This window comes from Nguyenibacter sp. L1, assembly GCF_035199985.1.
In the GTDB taxonomy this organism is placed as follows: Bacteria; Pseudomonadota; Alphaproteobacteria; order Acetobacterales; family Acetobacteraceae; genus Gluconacetobacter; species Gluconacetobacter vanlangensis.
The window spans coordinates 2,358,969-2,372,012 of sequence record NZ_CP127015.1; the positions used below are offsets into that span (position 1 = coordinate 2,358,969).

Below are 13,044 nucleotides of genomic sequence, written 5' to 3' on the forward strand. Positions count from 1 at the left end.
ATGGGGGCTATACATGCCCTCCTGCCGCTCCGCAAGGGTCCCGATGCCCACTATCGCGCGGGAAGATGCATTTTTGTCATCGGGCCGTCAGAGCCGGTCGACATCCTCGGTCGCCGGCCCGCGTACGGCCTGCTTCAGCCGCGCCATCGTCGTGGCGACGTCGGGCACGACCTCGAACAGTTCCAGCGCCGATGCTTCGGCGAAACCCTCGCGCACCGCCGCACGCAGCATGGCGACCATCGGATCGGCCCACCCCGCGACATTGACGACGAAGATCGGCTTGTCATGCAGCTTTAGCTGCCGCCAGGTCACGATCTCGATCGTCTCGTCGAACGTGCCCAGCCCGCCGGGCAGCACCACGAACGCATCGGCCCGGGCGAACATCAACTGCTTGCGGCTATGCATCGAATCGGTGACGGTCAGATCCGTCACGCCCTCATGCATCACCTCACGCGCGCGCAGAAAGGTCGGGATCACGCCAGACACCCGGCCGCCCGCCGCCAGGGTCGCGTCCGCCACGGCGCCCATCAGCCCCACATCCCCGCCGCCATAGACCAGGCGCATCCCGGCACGCCCCAGGCTGGTCCCCATCTCGCGCGCCGCTTCCTCGAAATCGGGGCGGGCGCCGAAACGCGACCCGCAGAACACGGCAACGGCAGCAACGGACATGGACGCGATCCTCTCGAACATGGCGGCACGATGCGGGCGGCGGCGATCCGCCCGATTCAGGCGACGCTTGTTCGCGCGCGCCCCCGAAGCAGCAGAGTGGCACCGACCCCCGCCCCGGTAAATAAGGCCGCGACCAGAAACATCGGGCCATAGCCCAGGCCGTGGATCACCAGCCCCAGCATCGGCCCCGACAGGCCGATCCCGATATCCAGGAAGACGCTGAACGCCCCCAGCGCGGCCCCCCGGTTATGCGCCCCCACCCGGGTCACGGCCTCGACCCCCAGCGCGGGAAAGACCAGCGAGAATCCGGCCCCCGTCAGCGCGGCCCCCAGATCGGCCGCGGCCACGCCGCCGCTGCGCCACAGGATCAGCAGGCCGGCCACCTCGACCACCAGCGACGCCACGGCCACGACGCCGCCGCCGCGCAGGCCGATCTGGCGCGAGAACAGCAGCCGCACCAGCACGAAGACGATGCCGAAGATCATCAGCCCCAGCGCCGCGCCGGACCAGTGCCGGTCGGCGAAATACAGCGACAGGCAGGCCGAGATCGCCCCGAACCCGACCGAACCGCAGGCCAGCACGATCCCGTAGGGCAGCACCCGCCAGAAGACCTGGCGGAAGGGCATGGCCTCGCCCCGGACGACCGGCGGCACGGCGGCGTAGCGCGCCGCCAGCCCCAGCCCCAGCAGCGGCAGCAGCGCGGACAGCAGCCCCACCGCCACCAGCCCGCCCAGCGGCGGCGCCATCTGCGACAGCACCGCGCCCACCGGCGCGCCCAGCGCGATCCCGCCATAGGAGGTGATCCCGTTCCACGAGATCACCTGCGCCGTCCGCTCGGCCCCCACGCGGCCGATATTCCACAGGATCGCGCCCGTCGCGGTCCAGCTTTCGCCGGCGCCCATCAGGATGCGGCTGGCGATCAGCAGCAGGATCGACGGCGTGGCCTGGTGGACGAACAGACCCGACAGCAGCAGCGCGCCGCCCGACGCGGCACAGGTGGCCAGCCCGATCAGCACCGCGGGCTTGGCCCCCTTCGCATCGACGAACCGTCCCGCCTGCGCGCGGGTGGCGAACGTCGCCAGATATTGCAGCGACACCGCCAGCCCCGCGATCACGGTGTTGTAGCCCAGATGCTGGTGGACGAAGACCGGGATGACGGCCATCGGCAGGCCGATATCCACGTAACAGATCAGGTTGAACAGCACGACCGCCAGAATCCGCACGGTCGGATGGGCCATAACGGACTGCGACGAGGGCATGACGACAGGGCGGCTCCGGTTTGTCCTGCCCTTATACGGGTCGGGTCGGGGGTGTCCAAGACCCGGGGACCCGGCAGGACCGGTCAAAAGGACGCCCGCCGCCGTCACGACCCTGCGACCGCCTTATTGACGCCGCCATTATTGACGCCGCCATTCCGCCGGGGATCATGTAGCGCGCGTCACCGCTGGTCGCGCGCAGTGCAGGACCCGCCCGCCGAGGAAGCCGATCCATGAGCACCGAGTCCGTTCCGCCCGATGATGGCGGGTTCGTCACCCTGTCCTCGCGCATCGTCTATGAAAATCGCTGGACCCGCGTGCGCGAGGACATCATCCGCCGCCCCGACGGCAACCAGGGGCTGTACGGCATCGTCGAACGCGACGAATTCGCGGTGATCCTGCCGCTGGGCCGGGGGCCGGACGGCCCGACCGTCACCCTGGTACGGCAATATCGCTATCCGGTGCGCGCCCGCCTGTGGGAACTGCCGATGGGCATGTGGGAAGAGCGCCCCGACGCCGCGCCCGACATGGTGGCACGCGGCGAACTGGAGGAAGAGACCGGACTGCGCGCCGGCACGCTGCGCCACGCCGGTACGCTCTATCAGGGCGCGGGCTATTCCACCCAGCGCGGCCAGGTCTTTCTGGCCACCGACCTGACACCGGGCGCCCCCCGGCGCGAGGCCACCGAGGGGGACATGACCAGCCACACGATCCCGCTGGCCGAGATGGACCGGATGGTCCGCGACGGCGAGATCACCTGCATGGTCACCCTGGCCGCCATCGCCCTGATCCGCGCGCGCGGCTGGATATAGCGCCGGCATATAGCGCCGGCAGCCGGTTTCAGTGTCCCGGCGGCGCCGGCGGAGTCGCCGGGGAGGAGGCCGGGGAGGCCACGGGGGCGGCGGGGGCGGCCGGCGCCGCGGCCGGCTGGGCCGGCGGCACCGCCAGGGTCAGCACATTGTCCGCCCGGTTCAGGTCGGGAATGTCGTGCCCGGGGTCCAGCGCCACCGATTGCGGCGTGCGCGTGGTCGGAATCGTCAGTTCGATCTCGTTGCGCAATTGCCAGGCCTCGGTCGGGATGCGCAGGCGCGAGGTCGTACCGTCGGTATAGGTCAGCACCAGCGTGACCGGCAGCGGCAGCCAGCCCTTGTTGTCCACCGTCACCAGCACGCCGCGCGCCGGGCCCTCGCCCGTCACGGCGGCGGATTTCACGGCATAATCCGGGCCCCAATTATTGAAATACCAGCCGCGCCAGAACCAGGACAGGTCCTCGCCGCCCTCGCTGTCCATCAGGCGGAAGAAATCGGACGGCGTGGGATGGCGATAGGCCCACAGCGCGATATAGCGCCGGAAGGCGCGGTCGAACCGTTCCGGCCCCAGGATCTGCTCGCGCAGCAGCTTCAGCCCGTAGGCCGCCTTGAAATAGGTCACCGGGTGGCGATAACGCTCGGGCACCAGGTCCGTCGGCGTCATCAGCCGGGGGGCCGCCGGGTCGCGCAGCACGGACAGGATGTCGTCCGCCGGCCTGCCGGTCGCGGGCGCGAACTCGGCATCGCGCTTCGGCGCGAATTCCCCATTGTTGAAATCGTCCGAGGCATAGGTGTCGATGAAGGTGTTGAACCCTTCGTCCATGAAGGCATGGCGCCGCTCGTTCGACCCCACGATCATCGGGAACCAGCCATGGCCCAGCTCGTGCGTGGTGATCCAGAACAGTTCCGGGTCCTTGTCATGCATGCCGTCGAAGACGATGCCCGGATATTCCATGCCCGCGCCATGGCCGCCCAGGTTGATCGCGTCCGGCCAGGGATAGGGGTACCATTGGCGCGAGAAATATTCGATCGCATGCTTCACATAGGCGGTCGACCGGTCCCATTGATGCGCCCCGATGCCTTCGACCGGATAGACCGACATCGCCAGGCGCGGCACCGCCGGATGGCCGGATTCGACCACCAGCGGCGGCAGGTCCAGCCGCGCCGCGTCCCACAGGAAGGCGGGCGACGCGGCGAAGACCACGTCGCGGGTGCCGTTCATGCGGAAATGCCAGGTCCTGGTCCCGCTCTGCGCCAGGTGGCTCTTGGGATCGCTGACGTCGGCCTGGGTGCGGATCATCACCCGTTCGTCGCTGCGGGCGGCCTGGGCCAGGCGGTCGCGCTCGGTCTGGGTCAGCACGTCGGCGGGATTCAGCAGCGCGCCGGACCCCACGACGGTGAAGTTCCACGGCACGGTGACGCTGTAGTCGATGTCGCCATATTCCAGATAGAATTCCTGGCCCAGATAGGGCGCGGTATCCCAGCCGCGAAGATCGTCATAGACGGCCATGCGCGGGTACCATTGCGCCACTTCATAGATGTCGCCGTTGCGCGTGGGGGTCACGGCGGTCCGGCCGCCCCATTCGCCGGGGATCGTGTAATGCCAGACGATCTTCAGCCGGATGCGCCCGCCCCTGGCCTCGAGCGGCGCCGGCAGCGGCACCTGCATCCGCGTGTCGGAAATCAGCGGCGTGACGGGGATGCTCTTGCCGTCCTGCTCGATCGACACGCTCTCGATCGCCTCGCCATCCGTGTGCTCGCCATGGCGCTGCGGATTGGCGAAGCCGCCGCGCGACCCGTCGCGATAGATGTTCTGGTCGAGCTGCACCCACAGCACGTCCAGCGCGTCGGGACTGTTGTTGGTGTAGGTGATCACCTCGCTGCCCGACAGCAGCCGGTTGGCCGGGTCGATCGCCGCCTTGATCTCGTAATCCGCGCCGTTCCGCCAATAGGCCCAGCCGGGCGCACCCCCGCCCGAGCGATAGGCGTTGACCGGGGTCGGATAGGCCAGCGGGGCGAAGATCCGCGCCGGGTCGGGCGGCGGCAGCACCGGGGCGGGGGATGTCGCGGCGGGCGCCGCCGGCGCGGCGTCGTCGGCCGCGACGGCCGGCATCGCGGCGCCGCAGCACAGGAAAGCGGCCAGCATCGCACCCCCGGCCCCGATGCGGCGCCCGCCGATGCAGACCTCCTGGACGGCTCCCGGGATGGCGGACGGGCGCGAACGCGGACGGGAATGCGGCAAGATCATGACCTTTCGGGGAAACGTGACCGACGAACCGACGAACCGGCCGAGGCTAACGGAATTGCCCGGCGGACGTAACCCACCCCCGGCAATCGTCGCCCGCCGGGCAGGTCACGAGGATAGTGATTCCAGCGCATGCTGGATCGGCGCCAGATAGCGCGCCGGCTTCACGCGCAGCGGCATCAGATAGACATGCCCGCCGGCCGCGCGGACGGTCCGGATCGCGCGGCAGGCAAAGCCGATATTCGCCTCCAGCGTCGCTTCGAAATCATGCGGGAAGACGACATGGTTCGTCGTCTCCCAATAGGATCGCGATTTCGGGCCGATCACCGGCGACAGGCCCCAGAACACCGTCTCGCCGGCCAGCCAGCCCATGCACATCTCCAGCATGCGCGCATCGAATACCGGCTGGGTGAAGAACCCGGCGGCCCCGGCGTCCTTCTTGCGCGCGACGGCCTCCAATTCGCGATAGGGGGCGCGGCGATAGGGATCGAACGCCGCATAGACGCGCAGATGCGGGGCCTCGCGCCGATAGCGGCGGATCACGCTCTCCGACGTGTTGGGAAAGGTCCGGCGGCTGAGATCGGCGGGCGGGTCACCCTGCACGACCAGCACTTCCTCCAGCCCCTGCACCCCGATGCCGGGCAGCGGCCCGTCCGGATCGACGTCGATGGCGCGGATATGCGGCACGACGCGCGGCAGCACCGGTCGCAGCAACGGCACCGCATCCCAGCCCTGCAGCGCAAAGCGCATCAGGCTGGGCACGTTCAGCGTGTCGGCCATCGGAAAGGCCGCGCGCACCTCGGCCGAATCCGCCTTCAGGGTCTCGGCGTCGCGCGGAATCAGCTCGACGGAAATCCGCGTCATGGGGTACCGCCCGGCTCCGCCGCCGCCCCGACGATCCGGCGGGCGGCGGCGAGGGTGTTGTTCAGCAGGCAGGCGATCGTCATCGGCCCCACCCCGCCCGGCACGGGGGTGATGCGCCCGGCCCGCGCGACGGCTTCGTCGAAGGCCACGTCGCCGATCAGGCGCGTCTTGCCGCTGGGCAGGGTCACGCGGGTGATGCCCACGTCGATCACCGTCGCCCCCGGCTTGATCCAGTCGCCGCGCACCAGGGCGCCGACGCCGGTGGCCACCACCAGGATATCGCCCTGGCGCGCCAGGGCCGCGGGGTCGCGCGTGTCGATATGCCCGACCGACACGGTGCAGCCCTCGGCCAGCAGAAGCTGCGCCATCGGCTTGCCGACCAGGTTGGACGCGCCGATGACCACGGCATGCAGCCCGCGCAGATCGCCCAGCTCCGATTTCAGCAGCATCAGGCAGCCCAGCGGCGTGCAGGGCACGATCCCGGGCTGGCCCAGCGCCAGGCGCCCGGCATTGACCTCGCCCAGGCCGTCCACGTCCTTCTCGGGCCGGATCGCATTGGTCACCGCCACGGGGTCCAGCCCCGCCGGCAGCGGCAATTGCACCAGGATGCCGTGGATTTCCGGATCGTCGTTCAGCCGGCGGACCAGCGCCAGCAATTCGGCCTGCGACGTGGTGGCCGGCAGCATGTGCATGAACGAGCGCATGCCGGCCCGATGGGTCTGCAACGCCTTGTTGCGGACATAGACCTCGCTGGCCGGGTCGTTGCCCACCAGCACCACCGCCAGGCCGGGCGTCACCCGGTAGCGGTCATGGAACGCATGGACCTCCGCCGCGATCCTCTGCGTCATGGCCGCGGCGAACGCCTTGCCGTCGATCAGGCGCGCGGACATGCTGGGAGCGGGCGCGGGTACGGCGGACACTGGCTCGGTCATGGGCGCTCCGGAAGGCGATTGAATGACATGGCAGGGGACAACCCTTAAAGATGGGCCCTGAAAATGGGGGATATCGTGCAGGTGCAGATACGCAAGAATTTCAGCAGCGACAATGTCGTTCCGGCCTGTCCCGCCATCATGGCGGCGCTGATGGCGGCCAACGAGGGCACGGCGCCCGCCTATGGCGCGGATGCCTGGACCGCCCGGCTGCAGCAGGTCGCGGCCGACGTCTTCGAACATCCGGTCCAGGTCTTTCCCGTCGCCACCGGCACGGCGGCGAACGCGCTGGCGCTGGCCGCCACCACCCCGCCCTTCGGCGCCATCCTGTGCGATGAGAGCGCCCATATCGTGCAGGCCGAATGCGGCGCGCCCGATTTCTATACCGGCGGCGCGCGGCTGCTGCCCATCCCGTCGGAGGACGGGCGCATGCGGCCCGACGCTCTGTCCTATGTGCTCGACCGCCATCCGGCGCACAATGTGCTGAACAACCTGCCCACGACGCTCAGCCTGACCCAGGCCACGGAATGGGGCACGGTCTACGACCCCGCGCAGATCGCCGAACTGGCGGCCCGGGCCCGGGCGCGCGGCATGGCGGTCCATCTGGACGGCAGCCGGCTGGCCAACGCCATCGCCAGCCTGGGCTGCACCCCGGCCGAGGCGACCTGGAAGGCCGGAATCGACATCCTGGCGCTGGGCGCGACCAAGAACGGGGCGATGACCGCCGAGGCCGTGCTGGTCTTCGACCCCGCGCGGGCCGAACACTTCGCCCGCCGCCGCAAGCGCGGCGGCCATGACTGGTCCAAGCAGCGTTTCCTGAGCGCGCAGTTGCTTGCCTATCTGCAGGACGATCTGTGGCTGCAAAACGCGCGGCAGGCCAACGCCATGGCCCACAGGCTGGCCGGCGGCCTGTTCCGCCACCCCGGCGCACGGCTGGTGTATGAGACCCAGGCCAACGAAATCTTCGTCGCCCTGCCCGATCCGGCCGTCGCGCATCTGCGCGCCGCCGGCTATGTCTTTCGCGAATGGCGCACGCCGGCCGGACTCAACGGCACGGTGATCCGGCTGGTGACCAGCTACGACACCCACATCGCCGACGTGGACGCGCTGCTGGCCACCCTGGCCGCGATCTGACCTTGCCGGGCGGGGGCTCGGGGCCCGCCGACCCTGCCCCGGGATCGACAGGACAGGATCGGCAGGTCAGTTGTTGTCGTCGCCCGGGCCGCTGGCCCCGCCGTCATTGTCGTTGTCCGTGCCGGGCGTCACGGCGACGAAGATGTTCTGCCCGTTGCGCAGGATGCGCAGCAGCACGGACTGGTTGGCCTTTAGCGCCGCGCGCACGGCGGTGACGGTGGCGCCCGGATTCTCCACCGGGCGGTTGCCCACCGCCTGGATCACGTCGCCGGGGCGGATGCCGGCCTGATCGGCAGGCGATCCGGACTGGACGTCGCTGACGACGACGCCGCGCACCGACCCGTCCAGGCCGAGCTGCTGGCGCAGGTCGGGCGTCAGCGGCGACAGCGACACGCCCAGGCGCGGGCCGCCCTCGTTCTTCTCGCCCATCGCGCCGTCGGGCGTCTGCGCGCCGGACAGGTTGGCGATGGTCACCGTCGCGGTCTGCTCGGCGTTGTTGCGCAGGAACCCCAGCGTCGCCTTGGTGCCCGGCGTGATCGAGGCGACCTTGACCGCCAGGTCATGCGGGCTGTCCACCTTCTGGCCGTTCAGGGTGGTGATCACGTCGCCGGCCTTGATCCCGGCCTTTTCCGCCGGGCTGCCGTTGCTGACGCTGGCCACCAGGGCCCCGCTGGGCGGCACGCCCGGCGCCGCGGGCTTCAGCCCCAGCGCCTTGGCCATCGCCGGGGTGATCAACTGCGCCACCACGCCCAGATAACCGCGGGTGACATGCCCGGTCTTCTCAAGCTGATAGACGACATTCTTCACCACGTCCGACGGGATGGCGAAGCCGATGCCGATCGATCCGCCGCCGCCGGGCGACAGGATGGCGGTATTCACCCCCACGACCTTGCCGTCCTGGGTGATCAGCGGACCGCCCGAATTGCCGCGATTGATCGGCGCGTCGACCTGGATGAAGGAATCGTACGGCCCGTCGCCGATATCGCGCCCCCGCGCCGAGACGATGCCGGCGGTCACCGTGCCGCCCAGCCCGTAGGGATTGCCGACGGCGATCACCCACTCGCCCGGCTCGACCTTGTCGGACTCGCCCAGCTCGATGAAGCGCAGCTTGCTCTGCGTCGTCACCTTCAGCAGCGCCAGGTCGGTCTTGGGATCGCGGCCGACGATCTTGGCCGGCAGGGCGGTGCCGTCATCCAGCGTCACCGTCACCTTGGTCGCGCCCTTGACCACGTGGTTGTTGGTGACGACGTAGCCGTCCGCGGAAATGATGAAGCCCGATCCCCGCGCCTCGATCGTGCGGCGCTGGGGCTGCTGCGGCATCATCTGGAACGGGAAGGGGAACGGGAAGGGCATCTGCTGCTGCCCCTGCGCCCCGCCTTCCTCATCCTCGACGGCGTCGGCGCGCAGGTTGGCGGTGATGGACACCACGGCCGGCTTGACCTGCTTCACCAGGCTGACGAAGTTCGGCAGGGCCTGCTGCGTGTCCGGACGGATCACCCCGCTCTCATCGGCCCGTGCCGCCGGCGCCAGCCCGCCACAGGCCGCCGCGCCGCCCAGCACGGTACCCGCGACCAGCGCCGCCAGCACCCTCGCCGGCAGCACCCTCGCAGCCAGCACCCTGGCGCGCGCCGTCCCGGGCGCCACCCCGGCTGCCATCCCGGCGCGGGGCCGGCGAGCGGGAACGGAAGAAATCAGATCAAACGCGTCAGACATAGCATTCCTGATCGTTGACGGGCCGGCCGGCCGCTGCCGACGCCCGCGTCCTGTGTCGTACCCTGGCAGAATGCATCGGCATTCCGCACCTCTCCCATACCTGCCGATGAAAGATGCGTTAAGAAGAATGCGCCAGCCGCGCCGCTGGCGCAAATCACCGCGCGCGTATCATGGCCCGCGCCGCGCGGCGAAGAAATCGCGCAGCAGCGCCGATGCCTCGCGCTCGCGCACGCCACCCACCCATTCGGGGCGATGGAGGCATTCGCGCCGGTCGAACAGGCGCGGACCATGGTCCACCCCGCCGCCCTTGGGGTCATAGGCGCCGAAGACGATGCGCCCGATCCGGAAATGCACGGCGGCTGCGGCGCACATCGGGCAGGGTTCCAATGTCACCACCAGCGTGCAATCCACCAGGCGCGGCGTGCCCAGGCGCCGCGCCGCCGCGCGCATGACCAGCATCTCGGCATGGGCCGCCGCATCGTGCCCGGCCTCGACCGCATTGCCCGCGCGCGCCAGCACCGCCCCGTCCGGCCCCAGCAGCACCGCGCCGACCGGCACCTCCCCCCGCGCCGCGGCGGCGCGGGCCTCGTCCATCGCGATCCCCATCGGATCCCCCGGGGTGCCCATGGCGGGAACGACGGCGCCGGCCTTCCCTTCCTTTGTCATCGACCCTATCCCCCGCATCCCTGCAATCGCCCCATGCAACTCCCCCGGGACCGCCCCGTTCGGGCCATAGCGCGGGACGGGCGGCCCGCGCCATCCGTGCGTGCCATGCGATCACGGGATGTTACACCGCCTCACGTTTCCAGCCGGCCATGGGGCGGCACGGGCCGGCGGAAAAAGCAGCGAATTTAATGGACAGACAAGAATCCCGCTGCCACCGTGCCCCTCGAGCCTACAGCGTTCCCTGTAACATTCGACATCGATATGGGCAGGAGAAAGACGATGAACACGCTTACGCTGATCCTGGCCGCCGCGGCAATCGTCATCGGTTTTTCGGCGTGCGAGCCGGGGCTGGTCGGTCACCAGACCCTGACCGCCAACATCCAGACCGCGTTTTCCGACGGCTGATCCCGGTTTCGGCGGCGGGCCGCAAGCTCGGCGTTTCACGCCGCATTCCGGCGGTGCGCAGGAGGCTGCATCACAAGCCCTGCGACCGAGCGAGAGCGGCCCGCAGGGCTTGTGATGCAGCCTCTCGGATCTTTGACGGGCCGGCGTTCTGCTTTAGGCAGGCGGGATGAGCATGTCCCGCCCCCTGATCGGGGTCACCCTCGACAGCGAACCCGGCGCGCCGGACGGCGGCGCCTATTCGCGCTTTCCGTGGTACGCGCTGCGCCGCAACTACATGGACGCGATCGCCGACGCGGGGGGCATTCCCGTGGCCCTGTCCCACCGGCAGGACCTGGCCGCCGCGACGCTGGAGCGGCTGGACGGCCTGGTCGTCACCGGCGGCGCGTTCGACGTCGATCCGGCGCTGTACGGCGCCGCCACCCGCCATGACAGCGTCACCCTGAAATCCGGCCGCACCCGCGCCGAGCTGGCGCTGCTGCGCCTGGCGATCGCCCGGGACCTGCCGGTGCTGGGGATCTGCGGCGGCCAGCAATTGCTGGCGGTCTGCCTGGGCGGCACGCTGATCCAGCATATCCCCGACGCGCTGCCCGGCGCGCTGGCGCACGAACAGCCCAATCCGCGCGACCAGCCGGGGCACGAGGTCGCGATCGTTCCGGGCACCCTGCTGGCGCGGGTGACCGGCGCCGAGCGGATGGCCGTCAATTCCGCGCATCACCAGGCCGTCCGGACCCCCGGCCGGGCGGTCGTCTGCGCCTTCGCCCCCGACGGGGTGATCGAGGCGATCGAATATCCCGGCCATCCTTTCTGCCTGGGCGTGCAATGGCATCCCGAATTCGCCATATCGATGGGCGATGGACGCATCTTCTCCGCCCTGATAGACGCCTCGGGATCGCGATGACACAGCACGACGACACCCCCCTTTCCGATCCCGCGCGCCGCGGCGAGCGGATCGCCAAATGGCTGGCCCGATCGGGCGTGGCCAGCCGCCGCGACGCCGAACAGATCATCGCCGCCGGGCGCGTCCGCCTGAACGGCGAGCCGGTCGGCCATCCCGCGACCTTCGTCGCGGCGGGCGACATCGTGCAGGTCGACGGCGCCGTGGTGGAATCGCCCGAGCGGACGCGCCTGTGGCGCTATCACAAGCCCGACGGGCTGGTGACCACCCATCGCGACCCCGAGGGACGGCCGACCGTCTTCGCGTCCCTGCCCGACGGCATGCCCCGCGTCGTCAGCGTCGGCCGGTTGGACCTCAACAGCGAGGGATTGCTGCTGCTGACCAATGACGGCGAGCTGGCGCGGCGGCTGGAACTGCCGTCCAACGGCTGGCTGCGCCGCTACCGGGTGCGGGTCTTCGGCGTGGTGGACGAGGCCCGGCTGTCCGCCCTGGCCGGGGGCAGCGTGTTCGAGGGCGTGCGCTACGGCCCGATCGAGGCCGGGCTGGATTCCCGCAAGGGCGACAATGCCTGGCTGACCGTGGCGCTGCGCGAGGGCAAGAACCGCGAGGTCCGCAAGGTCATGCGCGGGCTGAACCTGCATGTCAGCCGGCTGATCCGCGTCTCGTACGGCCCGTTCCAGCTTGGCACCCTGCAGCGTTCGGAACTCGAGGAAGTGCCGGGCAAGGTGTTGCGCGAACAGGTGCCCGGCCTGGGCCCCGCCCCCCGGCCCGGCCGCCGGTCCTGACCCGGCCATGCGCATCGTCGCGGGCACCTGGCGCGGCCGCGCGCTGACCGCGCCCCCGGGGCGCACCACGCGCCCCACCGCCGACCGGGTGCGCCAGGCCCTGTTCGACATGCTGCTGCACGCCCCCTGGGCCGGCCGCGACCGCATCGCCGGCGCGCGGGTGCTGGACGCGTTCGCCGGCACCGGCGCCCTGGGGCTGGAGGCCCTGTCGCGCGGCGCCGCCCGGTGCGTGTTCTTCGAGACCGACCGCGCGGCGCTGGCCGCGCTGCGCGCCAATATCGCCGCCTGCGGCGCGGGCGATGCCGCCCTGGTCCGCCCCGCCGACGTGACCCGCCCGCCGCCCGGGCCGGCCTGCGACCTGCTGTTCCTCGACCCGCCCTATGGCAAGGGCCTGCCGGCGCGCGCCCTGGCGGCGCTGGGGGCCGCGGGCTGGATCGCCCCCGGCGCGCTGGTCGTGGTCGAAACCGCCGCCGACGAAGCCCTGCCCGAGGACGGCTCCCTGCTGTCCGGCTTCCTGCTGGCCGCGCCTCCGCTGGCCGAACGCCGCCATGGCGCGGCCAGGCTCTCGGTCTGGCGGGCCGCCCCCGGTCAAACTGCTACCGGTCAAACTGCTACCGGCCAAACTGCCACCGGCCGGGCTGCCACCGGAATGCCCGAATAAGCGCGCAAGCTCC

The 13,044-nt window shown here is 70.5% G+C and carries 13 protein-coding genes; 6 read left to right on the forward strand and 7 right to left on the reverse strand.

Annotated elements, in window-relative coordinates:
- Positions 1–87: 87 nt before the first annotated feature.
- Both QN315_RS10630 and QN315_RS10635 read right to left on the reverse strand, forming a co-directional pair.
- Positions 88–669 (reverse strand): TIGR00730 family Rossman fold protein, encoded by a 582-nt coding sequence (locus QN315_RS10630; RefSeq protein WP_176640032.1) that lies wholly within the window; start codon positions 667–669, stop codon positions 88–90.
- Between the two features lie 56 nt (positions 670–725).
- Positions 726–1,928, reverse strand: coding sequence for an MFS transporter (locus tag QN315_RS10635; RefSeq protein ID WP_342627447.1), 1,203 nt, complete (start codon positions 1,926–1,928; stop codon positions 726–728).
- A 230-nt stretch (positions 1,929–2,158) separates the two neighbouring features.
- On the opposite strand from QN315_RS10635, the gene QN315_RS10640 reads away from it, so the two are divergent.
- Positions 2,159–2,737, forward strand: a complete 579-nt coding sequence (locus QN315_RS10640; protein WP_323989243.1) for an NUDIX hydrolase — start codon at positions 2,159–2,161, stop codon at positions 2,735–2,737.
- Positions 2,738–2,765: 28 nt separating this feature from the next.
- Here QN315_RS10640 and QN315_RS10645 read toward each other — a convergent pair whose 3' ends face one another.
- From QN315_RS10645 to folD, 3 genes are all read right to left on the reverse strand, one after another.
- Positions 2,766–4,847: a M1 family metallopeptidase gene (locus tag QN315_RS10645; RefSeq protein ID WP_408904629.1), complete on the reverse strand. Its 2,082-nt coding sequence runs from the start codon at positions 4,845–4,847 to the stop codon at positions 2,766–2,768.
- Positions 4,848–5,087: 240 nt separating this feature from the next.
- Positions 5,088–5,843: a methylenetetrahydrofolate reductase gene (locus QN315_RS10650; RefSeq protein WP_323989245.1), complete on the reverse strand. Its 756-nt coding sequence runs from the start codon at positions 5,841–5,843 to the stop codon at positions 5,088–5,090.
- Entirely contained in the window at positions 5,840–6,775 is a 936-nt protein-coding gene (gene folD, locus QN315_RS10655) for a bifunctional methylenetetrahydrofolate dehydrogenase/methenyltetrahydrofolate cyclohydrolase FolD (RefSeq protein WP_323989246.1), read from the reverse strand. The genes QN315_RS10650 and folD overlap by 4 nt, the downstream gene beginning before the upstream one ends.
- Before the next feature lie 81 nt (positions 6,776–6,856).
- Between folD and QN315_RS10660 the strand changes: the two genes are divergently transcribed.
- The gene (locus QN315_RS10660; protein ID WP_323989247.1) at positions 6,857–7,906 is read left to right on the forward strand and encodes a beta-eliminating lyase-related protein; all 1,050 of its coding nucleotides are present in this window, start codon (positions 6,857–6,859) and stop codon (positions 7,904–7,906) included.
- 66 nt (positions 7,907–7,972) lie between these two features.
- On the opposite strand, the gene QN315_RS10665 is transcribed toward QN315_RS10660, so the two are convergent.
- Both QN315_RS10665 and QN315_RS10670 read right to left on the reverse strand, forming a co-directional pair.
- Positions 7,973–9,562, reverse strand: a complete 1,590-nt coding sequence (locus tag QN315_RS10665) for a Do family serine endopeptidase (protein ID WP_408904630.1) — start codon at positions 9,560–9,562, stop codon at positions 7,973–7,975.
- A 225-nt stretch (positions 9,563–9,787) separates the two neighbouring features.
- Positions 9,788–10,285: a nucleoside deaminase gene (locus QN315_RS10670; RefSeq protein ID WP_323989249.1), complete on the reverse strand. Its 498-nt coding sequence runs from the start codon at positions 10,283–10,285 to the stop codon at positions 9,788–9,790.
- 279 nt (positions 10,286–10,564) lie between these two features.
- On the opposite strand from QN315_RS10670, the gene QN315_RS10675 reads away from it, so the two are divergent.
- From QN315_RS10675 to rsmD, 4 genes are all read left to right on the forward strand, one after another.
- A complete protein-coding gene (locus QN315_RS10675) occupies positions 10,565–10,690 on the forward strand; it encodes a hypothetical protein (RefSeq protein WP_281362832.1) in 126 nt (41 codons plus the stop codon).
- Positions 10,691–10,856: 166 nt separating this feature from the next.
- Positions 10,857–11,588, forward strand: coding sequence for a gamma-glutamyl-gamma-aminobutyrate hydrolase family protein (locus tag QN315_RS10680; protein WP_323989250.1), 732 nt, complete (start codon positions 10,857–10,859; stop codon positions 11,586–11,588).
- Positions 11,585–12,370: a pseudouridine synthase gene (locus QN315_RS10685; RefSeq protein WP_176641086.1), complete on the forward strand. Its 786-nt coding sequence runs from the start codon at positions 11,585–11,587 to the stop codon at positions 12,368–12,370. The genes QN315_RS10680 and QN315_RS10685 overlap by 4 nt, the downstream gene beginning before the upstream one ends.
- 7 nt (positions 12,371–12,377) lie before the next feature.
- Positions 12,378–13,031, forward strand: coding sequence for a 16S rRNA (guanine(966)-N(2))-methyltransferase RsmD (rsmD, locus tag QN315_RS10690; protein WP_323989251.1), 654 nt, complete (start codon positions 12,378–12,380; stop codon positions 13,029–13,031).
- Positions 13,032–13,044: the final 13 nt, after the last annotated feature.